We start from the raw sequence: 20268 nt of genomic DNA, 5'->3' as shown, positions 1-20268 counted from the left end.
GGCTCATCAGTGCACCAATCGGTGATACATTCCGGTTTTCGGGGAGAAGCCATACTCCACCGTATAGCCGCCATTGCCGCCGCGAAAATTCACGGAAATAGTCTCTTCGTCCTGCAGTTGAACGTTCATATAAATGGGCGTCATCAACATGCCGGCGTTGCAGTCAGGATCGTCGAACCGGATGCTCTGAACGGCCTTCTTTTCCTTCTTGCTGACAACCTGTAGTTTGGTCATGCAGATGCCGGCGTCGGTTTTGGCGAAGATACCGGCAAACCGATCGATGGCCGTGTGCGCCCAAAAGGGGATTTCGACGATTCCCTTGATCTCGCCCTCGGCCGTGTCGTCGAGGCCGGCGACTTCCTTAAGCACGACCGGCAGCTTCTCCAGTCCCTTGGTCCAGGTTCCCCTTGCACCGCGTTCGCTGATTTCGAGCGAAAACGGGCATCTCGTGGTATCGACGGGCGCCTTTGATCCCACCACCAACACCCGATCCACTTCCTTGTCGTCCGTGATCTCGCAAAGCGAGAGCTTGGCTCCTTCGGCCTTGCCGTAAAGCGCAATGGGGGTCTGCTTGGCATCGTAAAGGTAGCTCCCCTCCACGGTGATCCCGCTGCCGAAGCTGTCATATCTCTGGAGTGACAAGTGGACCGGGTTCGGCCCGATCGAGCCCTCGTAATTCTTGACCTGATACCAACCTGCGAAAGCCTTTCCGCTCAACACGAGCAGGCAAAGCGTCACGGCTACGGACCATCTCCCCATCTCGATCCCCCTCCATCGAACGAGATCAAGATAGCTTGCTTCGTGCCTTCACCAAAAGCCGGCATCTGATTAAATTGCAACTTGTCAACTCGAGTCCGGAAACGCTCTCAACCTTTTGATTTAACGCTTCAAATTCACGACAATGACGCCACCCAGCGCCAGCGCGCCGCCGAGGATGCCGAGCAGCGACGGCACTTCGCCCAGCCAGAAGAAGCCGATCAAAGCGGAGGTCGGCGAGACGAGGTAGAGGAAGTTCGAGGCGCGAGCGGCCGGCAGGCGCGACAGCGCCGTCGCCCAGGCGGCATAGGCGATCAGCGAAGGCACGATGCCGAGATAGACGACGGCGCCGAGACCGGCGGTGTCGGCAACCGCCGCCTGCGAAAACGCTTCCGGCAGGAAGGGTGACAGGCAGAGCGCGCCGAGCACCATGTTGGAAGCGGAGATCGTCAGCGGATGGTGGCGGGCAAAGAGCGGCTTCTGCACGATGGTATTGACGGCCGAGCAGAGCGCCGAGCCCAACACCAGCAGCGCGCCGGCGTTGAAATGCAGGCCGTGCCCGTCGGCCACCGCGATGATGCCTATGCCGGTGAAGGAAACGACGGTGCCGACCCAGGCCATGCCGGAAAAACGCTCGCCGAGCAGGGCCATGGCCATGATGGCCGTGAAGATCGGGCTGACATTGATGATGAAGCCGGCCGCGCCCGCCGAGACGGTGAGCTCGCCGAAATTGAGCATGGCGGTGTAGAGCGCGACGAAGATGGCGCCGCCGAAGGCAAAGCGCCACAGCTCGTTGATCCTGGGCAGCGCCGGGCGCTTCACCGCGAGGAATATGGCGGCCGGGACCGCCGCGATGGCAAAGCGCAACGCGCCGAGTTCCAGCGGCTGGAAGGCCGCGAGGCCGGCGCGGATCGCCGGGAAAGCCGAGGCCCAGCCAAGCACCGTCAGCGCCACCGCGACCGCAGCGGTCGTGTCCATGCGCTGTGTCTCATTCAACGTGCCGGTGTAAGCGCTCATTGCCGTAACCTCGTCCTTCTGTGTCATGAATCCAGAAAACGCCATTGCCGGCCAATTGACAAACGACCAATTCGAGGGTCAGCTGTGAGCATGGATCACAGCTCAGACCAGATACTGCCGCTCGAGACGTTGCGCGCTTTCGACGCGGCAGCGCGGACGGGGAGCTTTTCCGCGGCGGCCGAAAAACTCAATCTCACCCATGGCGCGGTGAGCCGTCAGATCGCCAAGCTGGAGGACTGGCTGGGCTTGAAAGTGTTCGAACGCAATGCCCGCGGCGTGACGTTGACGATCGAGGGCAACCGCCTGCATTTGCGGACCGCCGAGGCCTTCGCGCTGATCTCGTTCAACTCCGACCGCTGGGTCGAGCCGCGCGGCACCGCCGTGGTGCGGCTGGCCTCCATCCCCTCGGTCAGCGGGCTTTGGCTGATGCCGCGCATGGCGGCGCTCGAGAACCATCCGACCAAGCTGCGCATCGTGCTCGACGTCGACAACCGCCAGGCCGACCTCGCCGACGAAGGCATCGACCTTTCGGTGCGCTGCGGGCGCGGCCGCATCCCCGGCCGGGTTTCGGTGCAGCTGTTCGAGGAGCAGATTTTTCCCATCGCCTCGCCGCAGCTCGCCAAGGAGATCGGGCGAGGCGATCCTGCGCGGCTGCTGAAATTCCCGCTGATCAACGATTCCGACGCGTCCGCGTGGCGCGCATGGTTTGCCGCGCAAGACGTCGATTACCGTCCCCGTCCGCAGGACAGGCGGTTCGAGGACTATAATCTGGTGCTGGACGCTGCGGCGCACGGGCTGGGCATCGCGCTGGCGCGGCCGCCGCTGACGGCGGACCAGCTTCAATCCGGCCGTATCGTCGGTGTCGATGAGCGCGTTGTGCTCAATCCGGTATCCTATTGGATGGATCGTCCGGTCGGCCGGCCGCGCGCGGCCGCGGCTGACCTTGCCAGGCGCATTGCCGAGCAGGCAGGGCTTGCTCCGGAAAAGCTCGAAGCTTTCCTGCAGGACGACTGAGCGGGTTCAGCGAAGCAACAGCACCATGATCGTCGCGGTCACCGCCGAGACGATGGCCGTGACGACTGATATCGTCCAGAGCGATACCGCGACGGAATCGGAGCGCGGCGCATGCCCAGCCGGACGGACCGCGGCACCGCGAGGCTGCGGCGCATTGGCGTTCGCAGCGACCAGCACCGCAGCCGAAGCGACTGCCGGCGAAAATGTGGACAATGCCGGCGCAACCGACGCCCTCGGCGGATTGTCGGCAATCGCTGCCTGCGGTGAGGCGAAGCCGCGCGGGACCTGATCGGTATCCGTCGCCACCCTGCCCGTCGCGGGCCTTGCCGGCGCATCGTCGGTGGCGGCATCCGGCTCCATCACGGCGCGGTAAGCATCCTCGACCTCTGCGGACGACAGGCGTTGCGGCGCCTGGGCGGCGGGGCGCGGCTCTGCGCTTTGCAGCGACTGGGCCGCGATTTGCGCCGCCTGCCCCGTCGAGGGCGCCTGCGGCTGGACCAGCGTCTTGATCAAAGCCGCCACCGCAGGATCGGCCTTGGGCGACGGAACCGGCTGCGGTGCGAGCGCTTCACCGATCAGCGCGTTCAAACGGGTCGAGGTGATGTCCATGCCGGCTTCCGGAAACCATTTTGCAGTTCAGCCATACCGGATGAACATTGCGTCAAGCTTGACGTTGCTTGCGATTTGTGGCGATTGAAACCCCGATGAACGCAAGCGTCCTTTCATGATGAACCGTTTCGAAGGCCCGGGCGGCAGGGAAGCCCGGATCCGCTATCTCGACGGCGACTTCCAGGTCACCAGTCCCGGCTCTTTCGTGCGCTGCGCGGTGACGGGCGAGAACATTCCCCTCGACGAGCTCAAATATTGGAGCGTCGCGCGGCAGGAGCCCTATGCGAACGCCGCGGTCTCGCTTGCCCGCGAGATCGAGATGCACCCGGAATTGCGCAAGCGGGGATAATTTCGGTTCGCGGAAACCGTTGCATCCGCTTCCGTGACACGCCTTCGCCCGTCAGCGCCGACCGGTCCCGAAACTCAGCCTCGCATCTTGCGCTGGCGCCAGGCGTCGAGCGTCTCGTCGATGATGCGTTCGGGCACATGATCGAGCTCGAACACGGCCTCGATATCGAGCACGTCCAGTTGATCGAGGAAACCGGCAGGCGTCTCGCCATGGCGCAGCCGGGCGGCGTCCTTTGCCGTGGTGACGAGGCGCAACCCCTCCCGTCGGGCAAGCAGCAAAAGCTCGGCGAGCTCGTCCTGCGCGTAGAAATGATGGTCCGGAAAAGCGCGTGACTGAACCACCTCGCCGCCCGCGCCGCGCACCGTGTCGAAGAATTTCTCCGGATGGCCGATGGCGGCGAAGGCAAGGAAGCGGCCGCCGGCGAAGCGCGACGGGTCCGCGGGCTCGACATGCGCCAGGAAGATCGGCCGCCCGGCGCGCGCCGCCTGGCGCACGACGCCATCGGCGGCGGCGCCCTCGCCCATCTTCAACAAGCCGCTGGTGTACACGAGCTGGTCGACGACCTTGGCGCGGAGCGGCCCGCCCGGGATGACGCGGCCATTGCCGATGCCGAAGCGGGCGTCGACCACCACCAGTGCGTAATCGATATGGATGCGCGCCGACTGGAACCCGTCATCCATGATCAGAAAGTCGCAGCCATGTTGCTCTATAAGCAGCTTCGCGCCGGCGGCACGGTTCGCCGTCACCGCGACGGGCGCATGCTCGGCCAGGAGCAGCGGCTCGTCGCCGACATGCTTGGCGGCGTCGTGATGCGCATCGACGACATGCGGCTTGGCGAACGAGCCGCCGTGGCCGCGCGACAGGAAGCCTGGCGTGAGCTGCATTCGCTTGGCTTGCTTGGCCAAGGCGATGGCGACCGGCGTCTTGCCGCTGCCGCCGACGGTGAGATTGCCGACGCACAGCACGGGTGCCGCGACCTTCTCGCGCGGAGCATGGCGCATGCGCCGGCCGGCGACCAGTCCATAGACCGCCGATGCCGGCGACAGCGCAAGCACGCGCCAGTCCGGCTTTTCCCACCAGAAGGGCGGCGCTTCGCTGGTCATCGCAGCTGTCCCACTATTCTTAGCGTCATGCGCTAGCGCCCGTTAGCGCCTTTCAGGCGCGCCTTGACGACCAGCGGCTGGATATAGGGCTCCAGCGATTTCAGCGTGCGGGCGAGCGCGCCGCGCATCTCGTCGACGGTGGCAGCACCCGCCGCCATCATTTCGTGGCGCGCCGCCTCGTTGGTCAAAAGGAAGTTGACGGCACCGGTCAGCATATCGCGGTCGCGCACCAGCTTGGCGCCGCCGCTGTCGAGCAGGCGCTGATAGGCCTCGCGGAAATTCTGCACGTTGCGTCCGGCCAGCACGGCGGTTTCGAGCATTGCCGGCTCGAGCGGATTCTGGCCGCCTTCCGACGTCAGCGAGCGGCCGACGAACGCGATCTCGGTCAGCCTCAAATAAAGGCCCATTTCGCCGATCGTGTCGCCGAGAAGGATATCGGTATCGGGCGAGATGCGGTCGCCCTTGCTGCGCCTTGCCACCGAAAGGCCCATGCCGGAAATCTGTGCGGCAAGCGCATCGGCGCGGTCGGGATGGCGCGGCACGACGATGGTCAAGAGCCCATGATGGCGCCTGTGCAGGCTGGCATGGACCTCGGCGGCCACGACCTCCTCGCCGTCATGGGTCGAGATCGCCGCCCAGGTCGGGCGCTCTCCGACCTGGCGCTGCAAGGTGGCCAAGGCCCGCTCGTCGGCCGGCGGCGGGTTGGTGTCGACCTTGAGGTTGCCGGATACGGTGACCGGCCGGGCGCCGAGCGCGCGGAACCGCTCGCCGTCGACATCCGACTGGGCGATGACATGGGCAAGGTTTTCGAACAGCGCCTCGGCAACACTGGCGCGCTTCTTCCAGGACATGAAGGAACGGTCCGACAGCCGGCCGTTGACCAGAACCTGCGGCACGTTGCGCGCGCCGAGCTCCAGGATGGTCATCGGCCAGATTTCCGATTCGGCGATGATCGCCAGTTCCGGCCGCCAGTGATCGAGGAAACGACTTACCGCCGGCTTGAGGTCGAGCGGCACATATTGGTGGATGATGCGGCTGCCGAGGCGCTCTTCGGCGACCTTGGCCGACGTCACCGTGCCGGTGGTCAGAACGATGTTGACCCCATAGTCGAGGATGCTCTCGACCAGCGGCACCACCGCGATCGTCTCGCCGACGCTCGCCGCATGGATCCAGATCACCGGCCCTTCCGGCCGCGGACGCCCCGCAACGCCGTAGCGCTCGCGCCGGCGGGCGCGATCCTCCTTGCCGCGCGAGGCACGCCAGGCGACATAGGGACCGATCAGCGGATAGGCGGCCGCCCCCGCATAGCGGTAGGCCGTCAGGGCCACGCGCGCCCAACGCTCGCTCATTAGCCGCCATCCACGAGGCGATAGGCCTCGGCCGTCGCGGCGTTGAGGGAGGCCGTGACCTCCTGTCGCTTGCGTTCCATCTCGGCGTCGTCGGCATCGGCCGGCACGAAGACAGGCGGGCCCACGATGACTGCCGAGCGGCCGAAGGGAAGGTTGATGGTGGTCTTGTCCCAGCTCTTCTCCAGCACCTTGCGGCGGCTGGTGGCGATGGCCGAGGGCAGGATCGGCCGGCCGGAAAGCTTTGCCAGAAGGACGATGCCGAGCCCGGCATCGCGCGGCGTGCCGTTCGGAATGTCGGCGATCATGGCGACGTTCTTGCCGATCACGAGGGATTTCTTTAGTGCGATCAGGGCTTTGGCGCCGCCTTTGTCGAGATGCCTCGAACTGTCGCGGCCGCCGGAGCCGCGCACGGCCTCGATGCCGAACTTCTCGAGCATCTGCGCCTGAAGCTCGGCATCGGCGCTGCGCGAGACCATGGCGACCAGCTTCCGGCCCTTGGGATAGTAGGCAGGGGTGAGAAGATGCTGACCGTGCCAGAGCGCGATGATGCCGGGCTCGAGATGCGCATAGGCGCCGCCGGCAACCTGGGTCGAGCCCTCGACCAGCGGGCTGGTGAGCCGAATCAGGCGCAGGAACCAGGCGAACAGGCTGGCGATGAAGTTCTTAACGAAACTCGACTGCGCCAAAGGCTCGCGGATGCGCCGCCATAGCGTGCGCGTTCCGCCGCGCCTGGCGGCGCGCCGCCGGGTCGCCCCTTTCACCGCTTCATGCTCCATCGACGTCAACCGCCGGCCTTCGAGTCTGGATCGAGCAAACGGTGCAGATGAACAACGAAATAACGCATGTGGGCATTGTCGACACTGGCCTGCGCCTTCGCCTTCCAAGCGGCGTGCGCCGATTGATAGTCGGGGTAGATTCCGACGATGTCGAGCGCGTCCAGGTCACGAAACTCGGTTCCGCCCAGCTTTTTCAGCTCGCCGCCAAACACAAGGTGCAAAAGCTGTTTCTTTCCGTCTTCCACGGCCATGCCGATCCTTCGCAGATTCATGAATTTTGTGAGATGTTTAGCCCAAAGTGGCCGATTTTGGAACTGCGGGCCGACTCACCCTTGGTCAAGGCCGGCAATTACGCCGGCCAGCACGCCGAGCAGTTCGCCGCTGCCTGCGGCGAGCGCGCCGTGGTTGATCACCTCGCCGGCGTAGCGCGGCGGCTTGCCGGCGCGATCAAGCAGCGCGCCGCCGGCCTCGGTGAGGATGAGGTCGGCGGCGGCGATGTCCCAGTCATGCGCGTTCGGCTTGACGAAGGTCGCGTCGAGCTTGCCGGCGGCGATCATCGCCAGCCGATAGGCAAGCGAGGGAATGTACGCCGTCCGGCGCAGCCTGTCCTGCCAGGCTTGCGGCATCAGATCGACCAGCGGCTTCGGTCCGCCGATATCGACGCTTTCGCCCAGCGGACGCACGTGGATGCGCTTGTCGTTGAGATAGGCACCCTCGCCCGGCAGCGCCCAATAAGTCTCGCCCTTGGCCGGGCATTCGAGCACGCCGGCGAGCGAGCGCCCGTCCTCGACCACGGCGACGCTGACGCACCAGGAATGCAGGCCATCGAGAAAGCCGCGCGTGCCGTCGATCGGGTCGACGACGAAGGTGCGGCGCGCCGACAGCCTGGCGTGGTCGTCGGCGGTCTCTTCCGACAGCCAACCGTAATCCGGACGCGCCCTGAGCAAGGTCTCGCGGAGATAGGCGTCGGCCGCATGGTCGGCCTCGCTGACCGGCGAGGTGCCTCCCTTCATCCACACCTGCGGGTTGTTGCCGAAATAGCGCATGGCGATGGCGCCGGCCTCCCGCGCGGCATCGCGCAACAGAACGAGATCGTCGCGGGCCGCGCTCGATGTCAATTGGTCAAGCGCCGGCAAGGGTCATCCCTTCGATCAGGAGCGTCGGCGCCGCCGTGCCGAAATTGCGGTCGAGGTCGTTCGCCGGCACCATGTTGAGGAACATGGTCTTCAGGTTCGAAGCGATCGTCACCTCGGCCACCGGATAGGCCAGCGCGCCGTTCTCGATCCAGTAGCCGGAGGCGCCGCGGCTGTATTCACCGGTCACCATGTCGACGCCCTGGCCGAAGACCTCGGTGACATAGAAGCCACGTTTCAGCGATGCGATGAGGTCTTCCGGCGAACGCTCGCCGGGCTCGATGGCAAGGTTGGTCGAGGACGGCGAGACCGACGAGCCGCTGCGCGAGCCGCGCCCATTGGTGACGAGGCCAAGCTCGCGCGCGGCCGAGGTCGACAGGAACCAGTGGTTCAAGACACCCTTGTCGACCATCAGCAGCTTCTCGCCTTCGACCCCTTCGCCGTCGAAGGGGCGCGAGGCCTGGCCGCGCCGCCGCAAAGGCTCGTCGGTGACGGTGATCGCGGCCGAAGCCACCTCTCTGCCCATCATGTCGCGCAGGAAGCTGGTCTTGCGGGCTACCGCCGCACCGTTGATGGCGCCGGCGAGATGGCCGGCTATGCCGCGCGCCACGCGCGGATCGAACACCACGTCGACCGGGCCGGTCGCCGCCTTGCGGGCTCCGAGACGGCGCACCGCGCGTTCACCGGCCTTGCGGCCAATCTCTTCCGGCGCGTCGAGGTCGGCGAAATGCTGGCGCGAGGAGAATTCATAGTCGCGCTCCATTGCGGTTCCCTCACCGGCAATGACGCTGGTCGAACGCGAGAAGCGCGAGGCGACGTACTGGCCGACAAAACCATGCGAGGTGGCGAGAACCAGGCCGCCCAGGCCGGCGCCGGCGCTGCTGCCCGAGGAATTGGTGACGCCCTTGACGGCCAACGCGGCCGCTTCGGCGGCAAGGGCTGCCTCCTTGAGCTGGTCGGCCGAAACTTCTGTCGGGTCGAAGAGATCGAGATCGCGCAAATTACGAGCAAGCAGCGCCGGATCGGCAAGGCCCTGATACGGATCCTCGGGCGAGACCTTGGCCATGGCCACGGCACGTTCGGCGAGCGCCTTGGGATCGGAGGCGGCGGTCGCCGAGACGCTGGCCACGCGCTGGCCGACGAAGACGCGCAGCGAAACGTCCTCGCTCTCCGAGGATTCGGTGCCCTCGACCTTCCCCAGCCGGACCGAGACGCCGGTCGAGCGGCCGCGCACCGCCACCGCGTCGGCCGCGTCGGCGCCGGCGCGCTTGGCGGCCTCGACGAGCGCCGCGACGCGATCGGTCAATTTCGCTGCGTCGAGCTTATCGGCCATAAGGTTGTTCCTGTTTGTTCACGCAGTCCGTCAGGCGACCCTGGCGTACGGATGCATTCGCACCATCGACGGATGCCACGGGCACCATCTATTGTTCCATCGACGCTTGTGCAATGGCGGATGCGGCAATCTCAAGGCAATCGCCGCGGTTCGTCCCGGATGCTTTGCCGCAGCAGCAAGAAAGGGCGTCAGTCGGCCACCGGCGCCCAGATGACGTCCTCGATCCTGGCAGCTCCGGTCGCCAGCATCACCAGCCGATCGAAGCCGAGGGCCGAGCCGCTGGCCTGAGGCATGAGGGCCAAAGCCGCGAGGAAATCCTCGTCCAGCGGATAGCGCTCGCCATAGACGCGCTCCTTCTCGTCCATCTCGGCGGCAAAGCGGCGGCGCTGTTCGGCCGCGTCGGTGAGCTCGCCGAAGGCGTTGGCGAGCTCGACGCCGCAGCAATAGAGCTCGAAGCGCTCGGCGACGCGCGGGTCCTCGGCGCTCGGCCGGGCGAGCGCCGCCTCGGATATCGGATAGCCGTAGAGGATGGTGGCCCGCCCCTGCCCCAGCGCCGGCTCAATCCTTTCCACCATCACCCGGCTAAAGAGATCGGCCCAATTGTCGTCAGGCGCGGTGCGCAGGCCGGCCCGGACCAGCGCTCCATGAAGCGCGTCGCGGTCGGTGCCGCCGTCGGCTGAAACGGTCGCGAGCAGGTCGATACCGGCATGGCGCGTGAAAGCCTCCGCCACGCTCAGCCGCTCCGGCTCGGCGAACGGATCGGCCTCGCGGCCGCGAAAACGGAAACTCCTGGCGCCGGCCTTTTCCGCGGCGAGCGCCAGGAATTCGGCACAGTCGTCCATCAGGCGCTCGTAAGTTTCGCCGACGCGATACCATTCGAGCATGGTGAACTCGGGGTGATGCAGCGGTCCGCGCTCGCGGTTGCGCCAGACCGGACCGAGGCTGAAGATGCGCTTCTCGCCGGCGGCCAGCAGCTTCTTGCAGGCGAATTCGGGCGAGGTGTGGAGATAGAGCGGCCGACGCGATGCGTCCGGCCCGATCGCCTCGGTGGCGAAGGCGGCGAGATGCGCCTCGTTGCCCGGCGAGACCTGCAACGCCGAGGTCGTCACCTCGATGAAATCGCGCTCCGCGAACCAGCCGCGCAGCGCCGCGGCAATGGCATTGCGCGCCATCAGCCGCGGCCGGCGGTCGGCATGGACATCAGGCGTCCACCAGGGCGAAGCGGCGGTCATGGGCAGGAAAATCGCTGCGAAGACTGGCGGTTCGGCGCAAGATGCGCTAGGGCGCACGCGATGGCCGCCGTCGCCGCTTCGCGGAAATCGACGCTTGCAGGCCGAAAAACTCGAACGGGATCCAATATCGTGGTCAAGGTCATCGCCAGTTCCTTACGCAAAGGCAACGTCGTCGATAAGGACGGCAAGCTCTATGTCATCCTCTTTGCCGAAAACATCCACCCTGGCAAGGGCACGCCGGTGACCCAGCTCGACATGCGCCGCATCGGCGACGGGGTGAAGGTGTCGGAACGCTATCGCACGACCGAAATGGTCGAGCGCGCCTATGTCGAGGAGCGCGAGCACACCTTCCTCTATTCCGACGGCGAAGGTTTTCACTTCATGAACCCGGAAAGCTACGACCAGGTCGTGGCTTCCGAGGCCGTGGTCGGCGACATGGCGCCCTATCTGCAGGAAGGCATGGCCGTGCAGCTCGCGCAGTTCAACGGCGTGCCGATCTCGCTGACGCTGCCGCAGCGCGCCGTCTTCGAGGTGGTGGAAACCGAGCCGGTCACCAAGGGCCAGACGGCGTCTTCCTCCTACAAGCCCGCCGTGCTCTCCAACGGCGTGCGCACCGCCGTGCCGCCGCATATCTCCGCCGGCACCCGCATCGTGGTGATGACCGCCGACGGTTCCTACGTCGAGCGCGCCAAGGACTGAGGTTTAAGGCAGGCCGGCGGCTCGCCTGCGACCAGGCGGGCTGCTCGGTTACGAGCCGCTCACGAGGCGGTTCGTATGGCGCGCTGCGCCGCGAACGCGGGCGTTTGCTTTTTGCAAGGCGTGAAGTCTCCTTATGCGCGCGCTCAACGGGAAGTTCAGTTGAATTACTCTCCCAAAGGCGCCGATATCAGCACATATCCGCGGGTTTTGTTCTCATTGTCGCTGTCGACCGTGTTCATCGCTCCGAACAGGTCGGCCGTCGTCACCCACACCGGCGGGTATTTGTAGCGGGCGACATCGAGGATCAGGAACTTGTCCGCTTTCTCGTCGTAGGCGGCCAGCGGGGATATATGCCCGCCTTTCTCCTGGCCCATCGCCTTGCGCACATAGTTGACGATGACGAAATGTCCGGGTTTGGCGAGGAACGAACTGGCCTGGGTGCGGAACTGCTCAAGGCTGGCATCCGAGGCGTGGCGGACCTCGGCCTTGATCGGCTGGGTGGAAAGAATGGCCCCGATCTGGTCGAGCGTCATTCCCTGCTTATCCAGGACCTGGCGAGGAAGAATGGCCTCCGTATGCTCGTTCAGGACATTGTCCTGCGTGAACGTCTTGTAAGGTTCGTATTCGGGCACTGAAGGCGCAGGAACGTTGAGCGCATTCAGCACCATGACGATGCTGGCCACGCCGCAATAGGCCTGCGTCTTTTGCGTGAGAAAATTGCTCGCAAGGGGGAAATAGGCTTCCTTCGCTGTGCTTTCGGCAAGAAAGCTCTCGCCGGCAGGAGAGCTGAACCCCGTCAGATTGTCCGGAAGCTTCAACGTCTCGGAGAAGGCGCCGGGTGCAGCCAGGAAAAACGCCAGCAGGAGCGAATAAAAACGCGCAGACATCGTGACCCTCCGCCCGATGAATGAAGGCGTCGAGGAATGTATCAGCTTTCGGAAGCCCTCGCACGTCGATCTGCTGGGGTGCCCGCCAGGCCAGGCCAGTCAATCAGCCACACCTCAGACAACCACCACCGGCAGGCCGGCGGCTTTCCATTCGGGCATGCCGTCCTCCAGCCGGCGGCCGCCGAACAATGCCTTGGTCGCCGTTTTGTCGTGTTGAATCCCTTTTGCGAAGACTTTCGAAACGCTTAAGATACCGCCATGCAGGGTACTCGCGTCGCTTTTGGTCCCTTGGTATTCGATCCCGACATCGGGGCGCTCCTTAAAGAGGACATCCCTCCCCCGCCGGAAGTCGCCCGGACCCGGGCGCTCAACGCCGGAGCAAAATCTTGAGCGCAGCGGCGTCGGCCGTCGCGCTCGGCCTCAAGGCCAACTGGAAGCAGTTTTCGCTCCTGGTGCTGATCAACGCCTTCGTCGGCGGCATGGTCGGCATCGAGCGAACCGTCGTGCCGCTGATCGGCGCGGAGGAATTCGGCGTCGCTTCGACCACGCTCGTCACGTCCTTCATCGTCAGCTTCGGCGTGGTCAAGGCCTGCGCCAACCTCGTCTCCGGCCAGCTTGCCGACACATGGGGCCGCAAACGCGTGCTGATCCTTGGCTGGCTGTTCGGCCTGCCGGTACCCTTCATCATCATCTGGGCCCCTAGTTGGGCCTGGATCGTCGCCGCAAACGCGCTGCTCGGCATCAACCAGGGGCTGGCCTGGTCGATGACGGTGATCATGAAGGTCGACCTGGTCGGGCCGAAATCGCGCGGGCTCGCCGTCGGACTCAACGAGTTCGCCGGCTATCTCGCCGTCGGCGTCACCGCCTTCCTCACCGGCTATCTCGCCAGCCGCTACGGGCTGCGCCCGGTGCCGATCTATCTCGGCGTCGGCTACGCGGTCCTCGGCGCGGCGCTGTCGATCCTGCTCGTGCGCGACACCCGCGAGCATGTGCGGCTGGAGCTGGCCAATCATCCAAAAGCTTCGTCGCCGCTCAGTTTCCGCGAGATCTTCATGCTGACCTCGTTCGGCGACCGCAATCTGTTCGCGGCCTCGCAGGCCGGCCTGGTCAACAACCTGAATGACGGCATGAGCTGGGGGCTGTTTCCGCTTTTCTTCGTCGCCAACGGGCTCGGCGTCGAGCGCATCGGCATCCTCAAGGCGGTCTATCCGGCGGCGTGGGGCATCCTTCAGGTCGCCACCGGGCCGTTGAGCGACCGATGGGGCCGCAAGGGGCTGATCGTCGCCGGCATGTGGGCGCAGGCGGCGGGGCTTCTCTTGACCGCCCTGACGCGCGATTTCGGCTGGTGGCTGCTGGCGAGCCTTTTGCTCGGCCTCGGCACCGCGATGGTCTATCCGAGCCTGATCGCGGCGGTGTCGGACGCCTCGCACCCCTCCTGGCGAGCGCGCTCGCTCAGCGTCTACCGTTTCTGGCGCGACCTCGGCTACGCGATCGGCGCCCTGTCCGCCGGCCTGATCGCCGACTTCTTCGGCTTCGCCGCGGCGATCATGGCCATTGCCGCATTGACCTTCCTGTCGGGCGCGATCGTTGCGGTGACGATGCGCGAGCCGCGTTCCGCCGCCATGGCTCCGACATCGGCCGATCGCTGAGACCGCCGCCGAAACGAGGGCCGCGTTTACGTTAATGGAAGCTTGATGCTGCGCGGGACGTGCCCGTCCGCTACAATTTGCACAGCTACAATTCCTTGAGATCGTTCATGACCAACCCGAACCGCATGCCGTGGGTGGATACGGCGAAAGGCCTTTCCATCATCCTGGTGGTGATGATGTATTCGGCCTACAACACCGGCGAATATACCGGCGGCGTCGGCTTCCTGCATTACGTGATCGGCTTTGCCACGCCCTTCCGCATGCCGGAGTTCTTCCTGATCTCGGGCCTGTTCCTGTCGCAGGTGATCGACCGGCCGTGGCGCCGCTATGTCGACCGCCGCGTCGTCCACTATCTCTATTTCTACGTGCTTTGGGCGCTCATCTCGATCGGGCTGAAGATCGGCATCTTCAGCCGCGATCCGGCCGGCATGCTGCACGATCTCGCCATGGCCGTCGTCCAGCCCTACGGCGTCTTGTGGTTCATCTACATGCTGGCGGTTTTCGGGATCGTCATCCGCGTCCTGCGCGAGCTTCGCGTGCCGCACTGGATCGTCATCCTGGCTGCCGCCGCGCTGCAGATGTGGGCGCCGAAGCCGGACAGCTACGCGCTCGAGCAGTTCGCGGCCTATTTCGTGTTCTTCTATCTCGGCTTCGTGCTGGCGCCGCTGATCTTCCGGCTGGTCGAATGGACTCAGGCTCGTCCGGCAATCGCCGTTGCCGGCCTGCTCGCCTGGGCGCTTGTCAACGGCCTGCTGGTCTATTCGCCGGGCTATGCCATGCAGCCGGTCGGCATGCAGATGGGCCTGGCGGCATGGCCGCCGCTGCATCTGGCGCTTGCCGTGGCCGGCGCGGTGGCACTGTGCGTGGCCGGCGGCTTCCTGTCGAAATTCGCCTCGATGGAGTGGCTGCGCTGGCTCGGCGAGCATTCGCTGGTCGTCTATGTCGCCTTCACCATCCCGATGTCGATCTTCCGGGGCGTCATGTTGGCAAGCGGCCTTCTGACCGACACCGGAATGCTGAGCCTGGCGGTGCTACTCGTCTCGGTCATCAGCCCGGTGGTGCTCTATTTCATCGTCAAGCGCATCGGCTTCGGCACCTTCCTGTTCGAGCGGCCTGCCTGGGCGCATGTCGACCGGCCGAACGCCGCGAAGGCGTCCAGCAAGCCCATACCGCGGGCAGCCCGCGAAGCGGCCTGACCAGGCCGCCGTTTTCCGCCAGCCCGTTATTTATCGCCGTGTCCCGGACGCCGCGCGGCCTTGATCTTGCCGCTGCTCCCGCCACCACAGAAGAAGCAGCCGCCGCCGTCGGATTCCAGCCCCGACACGCCGGAGGGCATCGCCAGTTCCTGCAGCACGTCGCCAGTGTCGGGATCGACGCGCACCAGATCGCCCGCCTCGTCTTCCCAAGTGGCGTGCCAGAGCTCGCCATCGACCCAGGTGACGCCGGTGACGACGCGCTTCGATTCGATCGTGCGGATCACCGTGCCCGTTTCGGGATCGATCTGATGGATCTTATGCGCCCGGTATTCGCCGACCCAGAGCGAACCCTCGGCCCAGGCCATGCCTGAATCCCCCCCGTTGCCGGGGGCAGGAATGGTGGCGACGACCTTGCCGATCTTCGGGTCGACCTTGTGGATGCGATCCTCGGCGATCTGGTAGAGATACTCGCCATCGAAGGCGGTTCCGGCATGCGAGGCGACATCGATCGTACGCACGATCTTGCCGCTGTCGGGATCGAGCGCGTTCAACTTGTCGCCACTGGCGAACCAGACATTTTCGCCATCATAGGTGACGCCGTTGATGCGCTCGACGCCGGGGAACGGCCCATATTCACGCAGGATCTCGGCAGCGGCTCGTTTCATTTCGATCTCCATTCGAACAATCACCGCAGACTAGTCGGTCGGCAGCGGACCCGGGAGTAACAACACAGTCGGGAATCCGGTCACCGGCGGCATCATCCAGCGGCGCGCCCGGCCGCGGCCGACCGCCTGCACCTTGTTCTGTGCCGACAGCTCTTCCAGCGCCCGCTGCACGGTGCGCGCGCTGGCGCCAAGCGCGATCGCCAGCGCCGAGCTCGACCAGGCCTCGCCATCGGTCAGGAAGGCGAGCACCGCGCCATGTTCGTCTTCGACCGGCGGCGCCAGCACGACGACCTCGGAGGCTTTCAACGGCGTCAACGCAAAGCCGGCGGCCGTGGCGTTGATCTCAGACACCCCGGCGAGCTCGGCACGCAGCCGCCCCATCTCGACCCTCAATCGCGCACGATGCGATTCATCGGCGTGCCTTGCCCGGAAGGCGCGCCTCAGCAGCACTTCGCGCGAGGCGTCCGCCGGCCAGGCCTCGGCAAGCGCGCGTGCCAGCGCGAACAATACAGGCCTTGTCGCCAGCGAAACGACCACATCGGCTTCGCGCACGACGTTGCGGCAGGCATCGACGACGAGCGCGCCCGAGGTCAGCAGCGCCTCGACCTCGTCGAGCAGCAGCTCTTTCTCCGTCCCGCGCGCGAGCAGCCGGCCGACCGGCGTGTTCAGAACCAGGGATGCCGCTTCGACTTCGGCCTTCAATGCCGGGATGTTGGCTTCGTAAGCGGCGAGCGATGCGCGGCCGAACGCCGAGCGCGCCGCCTTCGTCCTGAGGCGTCGCACGGCGATGCCGGCAGCCGCCAGCTCATGGGCGACGCGCGCGACCGGCGGCAGCGGCGCCGGATCGAAGTCCGCCAGCAGGCGCTCGGCCTCGTCGAGCCGGCCGATCAGGATGAGGCGGCGCGCCTCGAGGCTGCCGGCATAGGCGGCGTTCAGCCGGTCGCCATGCGCCGCAAGCGTTGCACGGGCGGACCGCAGCGCCTTCTCCGGCCAGCCGAGATCGCGCGAGACCAGCGCGATCTCGGCCTCGGCGACGACGCAGCGCGCGCGGGCGACGGTCTCCCTCGAACTGAAGGCCCTCGCCGCGTCCTTCAGCAGCGCCTTGGCCTTGGCAAAATCGCCGAGCTGCGCCATCGCGATGCCGCGCAGCGCCAGCGCCGCCGCATCGTCGCGCAGCGCGACGCGCTTCAAGGCACCGAGCGGATCGCCCGCAGCAAGCGCGCGGCCGGCGGCGTTGATCAGTGCATCCATGCCGTCGCCCCAGGGTGCGCCGGATCAAATCGCGTCACACTTGTAACTCTCACCATCGAACCATGCGGTCCTATGTCTGTCCTCGTCACCCCCAACCAAACCCAAGAACGGGACAAGAGCAATGACCCAACATATGAAGACACCGCCGGTCGTTTCGCAGGAAGCGTGGGAAGGCGCCTATGAAGAGATGCTCGTCAAGGAGAAGAGCTTGACCCGCGCCCGCGACGCCCTGGCCGCCGAGCGCCGCCGGATGCCGTGGATGGAAGTGAAGAAGGACTATGTCTTCGAAGGTCCGAACGGCAAGGCGAGCCTGCTCGACCTCTTCGAAGGCCGCCGCCAGCTCGTCATCTACCGCGCCTTCTTCGAGCCGGGCGTCTATGGCTGGCCCGAACATGCCTGCCGCGGCTGCTCGCTCGGCGCCGACATGGTCGGCAACCTCGCCCATCTCAACGCCCGCGACACCACGCTTGCCTATGTCTCACGCGCGCCGCAGGCCGACATCCAGCGGCTGAAGCAACGCATGGACTGGAAGATGCCCTGGTACACCATCACCGACAGCTGGGATAAGGATTTCGGCGTCGACGAGTGGCACGGCCACAACGTCTTCATCCATGACGGCAAGCGCATCTTCCGCACCTATTTCGTCAACAACCGCGGCGACGAAGCCTTCGGCACCGTCTGGAGCTATCTCGACATCACCCCGCTCGGCCGCCAGGAGGTGTGGGAGGATTCGCCCGAGGGCTATCCGCAGACCCAGACCTACAAGTGGTGGAACTGGCACGACAACTACGAGGAAGGCGCCGCCCCCGACCAGAGGTGGGTCGAGGTGTCGGATGCCGGCGAAGCGGCGTTCCGCAACAAGAACGCCTGAGCCTGATGCGACTCCGGCGGCCGCGAGCCGCCGGAGCCGATTTCGCCATGTCCTTTACTCAGAAGGTGGATATCATGAGCATCGACTCCCCTCGCCCGACCAGCCTGAGCGGCTTCGGCCTCGCCGACTGGCTCTGCCTCGCCGCGGCGCCGACCTTCGCGGCAATGGCCCTGCTGACCGCCGCCTATGGCGGCCACGACATGATGTGCATGTCGGGCGCCTCGCTGCTCGGCGGCATGGCACCGATGTATCTGTTGATGGCGGCGTTCCATCTTGCGCCATGGCTGCGGTTGGTGGCGAGGCGCGGGTGAATTGACGATCGTCCGGCTCCGCTCAGGGGCGGTTTTGCCTCCGTCTCGCCATCAGTATGGACTCGACAAGCTCCTGGTCTTTGTAGGGTTTCGCGAGCAAAGCAACATCCGCCGGCAGATCGCCGATTTCCTTGGTGTCGGCATAACCGGTGATGATGACCGCAGGCCAATCCGCCTTCAGGTTGCGCGCAAATCGTATCACGTCCAAGCCCGACACGAGCGGCATGGCGAAATCGGTAACGATGACGTCGAAATCCTGCGGCGCCTTCTCGATCCTGGCCAGTGCCTCGGCCCCGCCTGCGGCGCATGTCACATCGAAGCCGCTTTGCCTCAATGACGCAGCCGTCAACTCGCGCAGCGCATCGCTGTCGTCGACCAACAGTACGGACGGCCGGGCGCTGTTGCCCTCAATGCGAGGTTGGTTCACCGACCCCTGCTCGACCGATCGAGCCGGTTGCTTCAATGATCGTGGCAGCCACAGATGCATCGCCGTGCCTCGCCCGACAATGCTCTCGATCCGAAGCGTGCCCCCCGACTGCTTCGCAAAGCCGTAAACGGTGCTCAAGCCAAGGCCGGTGCCCTTGCCGACGGGTTTCGTCGTGAAGAAGGGCTCTATGACTTTCGCCACGATATCGGCCGGAATGCCGGAACCGGTGTCGACGACCGAGACGACGACATAGTCGCCCTGGCCAAGTTCGTCGGAGCGGCCGTCGGTCGTATGATTTTCGGCGCGTATCGTGATCGAACCACCCGTGGGCATTGCGTCGCGCGCGTTGAAAACCAGGTTCATGAGGGCGAGTTCGAGTTGGCTTGCGTCCACGAGCACCGGCCAGACCGAGTCATCTATTTGCCACTCGAAACGAACCAGGCCGCCGAGCACCGGCGCGACAAGCCCGGTCAGGCTCTCGCCTAGGCCGGCAAGTTGCAGAGGTGCAGGCTTCAGGTGCTGCCGCCGCGAGAAGGCGAGCATGCGATTGACCAGGTCGGCGCCTTGTTTGGCCGAGCGCCTTGTAAGGTCGAGCACTTTTTTTCCCTGCTCGTCGAGCGCGGTGCTGCGCTCGAGCAGCCCGAGCCCGCTGAGGATTGCCGCAAGCAGGTTGTTGAAATCATGGGCAAGTCCGCCTGTAAGCTTGCCGATGGCGTCAAGGCGCTGCGCCTTGAGCAGCCTGTCCTCAAGCTCGCGCCGCTCGGTTATGTCAAGCAACGTGCCGACGATTTCGTCGGAACCTTTCAGGGGATCATGCGAAAAGATCCCCTGATCCAGAAAGGTCCGATATTTGCCATCGGCGCATTGCCAACGGAATTCGCAACTGTACGAGCCAGCCGCCTTGGCGCCGAGGAGAGTGGCCTCGACATCCGGCAAGTCGTCAGGATGCACGCGGCTGAGGCCAAAACCAGGTTCAGACGTCAGCCGCTCGGCCGAAAATCCCGTCAACCGCTCGATACCGCTGGTGACGAAGCGAGCGTCGAACGGCGGCTCCGGCGATCGGGCATGGAAGCAAATCGGAACTGACTGCAGGATCGCTTCCTGGCGCTGCTCGGCGACACGCAAGGCTCGCTCCGCTTCGAGTCTCGATTTGTGAGACTCCAGGGCCTGCTCCAGCAGCGTCTGCTCCACGATCGCCTTGCGCCGGATTTCAAGGGTCTTCTCGTGCAGTTCGACGAACACGGCCACCTTCGAACGCAGCATGGCTGAATCGAAGGGCTTGAAGACGAAATCGACCGCGCCGGCATCGTAGCCGCGCAGCATATGCGCTTCTTCCTTGTTGATCGCGGTCAGGAAGATGATCGGAGTGCGCCTCGACTGCTCCCTTCGGCGGATCAATGAGGCGGTCTCGTATCCATCCAATCCCGGCATCAGCACGTCCAGAAGGATAACGGCGAACTCTTCCTTCAGAAGAAACCGCAATGCCTCCTCGCCGGATTGCGCGCAGACTACCTCGCCCACTCCAGCCAGGACTTCGCTGATCGCCAGGAGATTGCGATCATCATCATCAACGGCGAGGATGCGCGCGCCTTGCACCACCTCTGACAGGGCTGCACGATGCTCGGTTTTGGTCTTCAGCAT

21 protein-coding genes are annotated in these 20268 nt (G+C 65.2%); 7 read left to right on the top strand and 14 right to left on the bottom strand.

What is annotated here, in order from left to right; translation table 11 throughout:
* Positions 1-6: 6 nt before the first annotated feature.
* Both MJ8_RS14235 and MJ8_RS14230 read right to left on the bottom strand, forming a co-directional pair.
* The gene (locus tag MJ8_RS14235) at positions 7-738 is read right to left on the bottom strand and encodes a hypothetical protein (protein ID WP_201414953.1); all 732 of its coding nucleotides are present in this window, start codon (positions 736-738) and stop codon (positions 7-9) included.
* Between the two features lie 141 nt (positions 739-879).
* Entirely contained in the window at positions 880-1773 is an 894-nt protein-coding gene (locus MJ8_RS14230) for a DMT family transporter (protein ID WP_201414952.1), read from the bottom strand.
* A gap of 90 nt (positions 1774-1863) precedes the next feature.
* Between MJ8_RS14230 and MJ8_RS14225 the strand changes: the two genes are divergently transcribed.
* Positions 1864-2787 carry a LysR substrate-binding domain-containing protein gene (locus MJ8_RS14225; protein WP_201414951.1) on the top strand — a complete coding sequence of 308 codons (924 nt, stop codon included), beginning with the start codon at positions 1864-1866 and terminating at the stop codon, positions 2785-2787.
* Positions 2788-2793: 6 nt separating this feature from the next.
* On the opposite strand, the gene MJ8_RS14220 is transcribed toward MJ8_RS14225, so the two are convergent.
* Positions 2794-3396 (bottom strand): hypothetical protein, encoded by a 603-nt coding sequence (locus tag MJ8_RS14220; RefSeq protein ID WP_201414950.1) that lies wholly within the window; start codon positions 3394-3396, stop codon positions 2794-2796.
* A gap of 115 nt (positions 3397-3511) precedes the next feature.
* Here MJ8_RS14220 and MJ8_RS14215 point away from each other — a divergent pair, with 115 nt between their 5' ends.
* Entirely contained in the window at positions 3512-3745 is a 234-nt protein-coding gene (locus MJ8_RS14215) for a DUF2093 domain-containing protein (protein WP_201414949.1), read from the top strand.
* Positions 3746-3819: 74 nt separating this feature from the next.
* Here the strand turns inward: MJ8_RS14215 and lpxK are convergent, their stop codons facing one another.
* The 7 genes from lpxK to epmA form a co-directional block, all read right to left on the bottom strand.
* Positions 3820-4848, bottom strand: coding sequence for a tetraacyldisaccharide 4'-kinase (gene lpxK, locus MJ8_RS14210; protein ID WP_201414948.1), 1029 nt, complete (start codon positions 4846-4848; stop codon positions 3820-3822).
* A 32-nt stretch (positions 4849-4880) separates the two neighbouring features.
* Positions 4881-6197, bottom strand: coding sequence for a lipid IV(A) 3-deoxy-D-manno-octulosonic acid transferase (waaA, locus tag MJ8_RS14205; RefSeq protein WP_201414947.1), 1317 nt, complete (start codon positions 6195-6197; stop codon positions 4881-4883).
* Positions 6197-6973, bottom strand: a complete 777-nt coding sequence (locus MJ8_RS14200; RefSeq protein ID WP_201414946.1) for a lysophospholipid acyltransferase family protein — start codon at positions 6971-6973, stop codon at positions 6197-6199. The genes waaA and MJ8_RS14200 overlap by 1 nt, the downstream gene beginning before the upstream one ends.
* 5 nt (positions 6974-6978) lie before the next feature.
* Positions 6979-7224, bottom strand: coding sequence for a DUF4170 domain-containing protein (locus MJ8_RS14195; RefSeq protein WP_201414945.1), 246 nt, complete (start codon positions 7222-7224; stop codon positions 6979-6981).
* A gap of 75 nt (positions 7225-7299) precedes the next feature.
* Entirely contained in the window at positions 7300-8109 is an 810-nt protein-coding gene (locus MJ8_RS14190) for a 3'(2'),5'-bisphosphate nucleotidase CysQ (RefSeq protein ID WP_201414944.1), read from the bottom strand.
* Complete coding sequence (locus tag MJ8_RS14185) at positions 8096-9439, bottom strand: TldD/PmbA family protein (protein WP_201414943.1); 1344 nt, start codon at positions 9437-9439, stop codon at positions 8096-8098. Before MJ8_RS14185 ends, MJ8_RS14190 begins: the two co-directional genes overlap by 14 nt.
* Before the next feature lie 188 nt (positions 9440-9627).
* Entirely contained in the window at positions 9628-10671 is a 1044-nt protein-coding gene (gene epmA, locus MJ8_RS14180; protein WP_201414942.1) for an EF-P lysine aminoacylase EpmA, read from the bottom strand.
* A gap of 129 nt (positions 10672-10800) precedes the next feature.
* Here epmA and efp point away from each other — a divergent pair, with 129 nt between their 5' ends.
* The gene (gene efp, locus MJ8_RS14175; protein WP_201414941.1) at positions 10801-11370 is read left to right on the top strand and encodes an elongation factor P; all 570 of its coding nucleotides are present in this window, start codon (positions 10801-10803) and stop codon (positions 11368-11370) included.
* A 164-nt stretch (positions 11371-11534) separates the two neighbouring features.
* Here efp and MJ8_RS14170 read toward each other — a convergent pair whose 3' ends face one another.
* A complete protein-coding gene (locus tag MJ8_RS14170) occupies positions 11535-12188 on the bottom strand; it encodes a phytochelatin synthase family protein (protein WP_263649669.1) in 654 nt (217 codons plus the stop codon).
* 455 nt (positions 12189-12643) lie between these two features.
* On the opposite strand from MJ8_RS14170, the gene MJ8_RS14165 reads away from it, so the two are divergent.
* Positions 12644-13906 (top strand): MFS transporter, encoded by a 1263-nt coding sequence (locus MJ8_RS14165; protein ID WP_225248256.1) that lies wholly within the window; start codon positions 12644-12646, stop codon positions 13904-13906.
* 107 nt (positions 13907-14013) lie between these two features.
* Entirely contained in the window at positions 14014-15102 is a 1089-nt protein-coding gene (locus MJ8_RS14160; RefSeq protein ID WP_201414939.1) for an acyltransferase family protein, read from the top strand.
* A 26-nt stretch (positions 15103-15128) separates the two neighbouring features.
* On the opposite strand, the gene MJ8_RS14155 is transcribed toward MJ8_RS14160, so the two are convergent.
* Both MJ8_RS14155 and MJ8_RS14150 read right to left on the bottom strand, forming a co-directional pair.
* Positions 15129-15767: a DUF6923 family protein gene (locus MJ8_RS14155; protein WP_201414938.1), complete on the bottom strand. Its 639-nt coding sequence runs from the start codon at positions 15765-15767 to the stop codon at positions 15129-15131.
* Positions 15768-15797: 30 nt separating this feature from the next.
* Positions 15798-17018 (bottom strand): helix-turn-helix domain-containing protein, encoded by a 1221-nt coding sequence (locus tag MJ8_RS14150; RefSeq protein ID WP_201414937.1) that lies wholly within the window; start codon positions 17016-17018, stop codon positions 15798-15800.
* Between the two features lie 121 nt (positions 17019-17139).
* On the opposite strand from MJ8_RS14150, the gene MJ8_RS14145 reads away from it, so the two are divergent.
* Together MJ8_RS14145 and MJ8_RS14140 are read left to right on the top strand one after the other, a co-directional pair.
* Positions 17140-17889, top strand: coding sequence for a DUF899 domain-containing protein (locus MJ8_RS14145; RefSeq protein WP_201414936.1), 750 nt, complete (start codon positions 17140-17142; stop codon positions 17887-17889).
* Positions 17890-17963: 74 nt separating this feature from the next.
* Positions 17964-18200 (top strand): hypothetical protein, encoded by a 237-nt coding sequence (locus tag MJ8_RS14140; RefSeq protein ID WP_201414935.1) that lies wholly within the window; start codon positions 17964-17966, stop codon positions 18198-18200.
* A gap of 22 nt (positions 18201-18222) precedes the next feature.
* Here MJ8_RS14140 and MJ8_RS14135 read toward each other — a convergent pair whose 3' ends face one another.
* The gene (locus MJ8_RS14135; RefSeq protein WP_225248255.1) at positions 18223-20268 is read right to left on the bottom strand and encodes a response regulator; all 2046 of its coding nucleotides are present in this window, start codon (positions 20266-20268) and stop codon (positions 18223-18225) included.

It is taken from the genome of Mesorhizobium sp. J8 (assembly GCF_016591715.1).
GTDB lineage: Bacteria > Pseudomonadota > Alphaproteobacteria > Rhizobiales > Rhizobiaceae > Mesorhizobium.
The sequence above is the reverse complement of the archived record's forward strand: the minus strand, read 5'-3'. Positions and strand labels throughout refer to the sequence as shown.